This window comes from Streptomyces sp. URMC 126 (genome assembly GCF_051386555.1).
In the GTDB taxonomy this organism is placed as follows: domain Bacteria; phylum Actinomycetota; class Actinomycetes; order Streptomycetales; family Streptomycetaceae; genus Streptomyces.
This window is the reverse complement of record NZ_JBPQTX010000698.1, coordinates 1-380: the sequence shown is the minus strand read 5'-3', so window position 1 is coordinate 380 and position 380 is coordinate 1. Positions and strand designations below refer to the sequence as shown.

Annotated in this window: 1 protein-coding gene; it reads right to left on the bottom strand. The window is 74.2% G+C overall.

The features are described 5' to 3' along the window. Window positions 1-139 (bottom strand): glycerophosphodiester phosphodiesterase (locus ACSNOK_RS33510; protein WP_436784544.1); only part of this gene is annotated, 139 nt, incomplete at its 3' end. Between the last annotated feature and the right edge of the window lie 241 nt (window positions 140-380).

Genomic DNA, 380 nt, shown 5'->3' with positions numbered 1-380 from the left:
CCAGCGCGCCGTCCTTGCTCAGATGCAGATCCAGCTCGATGGCGTCCATGCCCTCGCGGTCGGCGCGCCGGAAGGAGCGCAGGGTGTTCTCCGGCTCGACGCCCATGACGCCGCGGTGTCCGATGGTGAGGAAGGTCAACGCTGTCTCCAATCGGGCCGTGATCAGGGCCGTGATCAGCGGTGTGTCGCTCTGGTCCGACCGCAGTCCTACCGCCGTCGCCCGCCGCGTCGGGTGGGGTCACCCGGGCGTGGGCGAGTCGGCCGCGCCCGGATGGCGGCACGGCGGCACGGCGGGACCGGGCCGTGCCCACTGTGGCGGAATCGGCGCCCCGGCGGGAGAGGGCGACGGCGCGCGTCGACGGCCGGGATGTGCGGCGGAG